Annotated in this window: 1 protein-coding gene; it reads right to left on the reverse strand. The window is 44.7% G+C overall.

The features are described 5' to 3' along the window. A partial coding sequence (locus ACTHSP_RS23705; protein WP_440347197.1) for an FKBP-type peptidyl-prolyl cis-trans isomerase N-terminal domain-containing protein occupies positions 1–275 on the reverse strand: 275 nt, incomplete at both ends.

The raw sequence follows: 275 nt of genomic DNA on the forward strand, positions 1-275 counted from the left end.
TCTTTAGTCGCGTTTTCTTTCAAGAACGCTTCGCCTTTTTCCAAGTTTACTTTGGCATCTTCAGCACGTTTGGCAGTGGCTTTTTCTTGTTGCTCTTGCAGGAATTTCATCATCACTTCCTGAGCTTGGGCTTCAGTCATTTTGACTTCTTTACCTTCAAACATGGCTTCCATGGCTTCGGTGAAGACTTTCAAATCGATTTCCGTACCTTGGTCTTTCATTTGTTTCAATGAACGGCCGATGTCCACACCCATTGCGTAGCTGGCTTGTTGGGC

The sequence above is a fragment of the Neisseria sp. P0001.S005 genome, assembly GCF_051963715.1.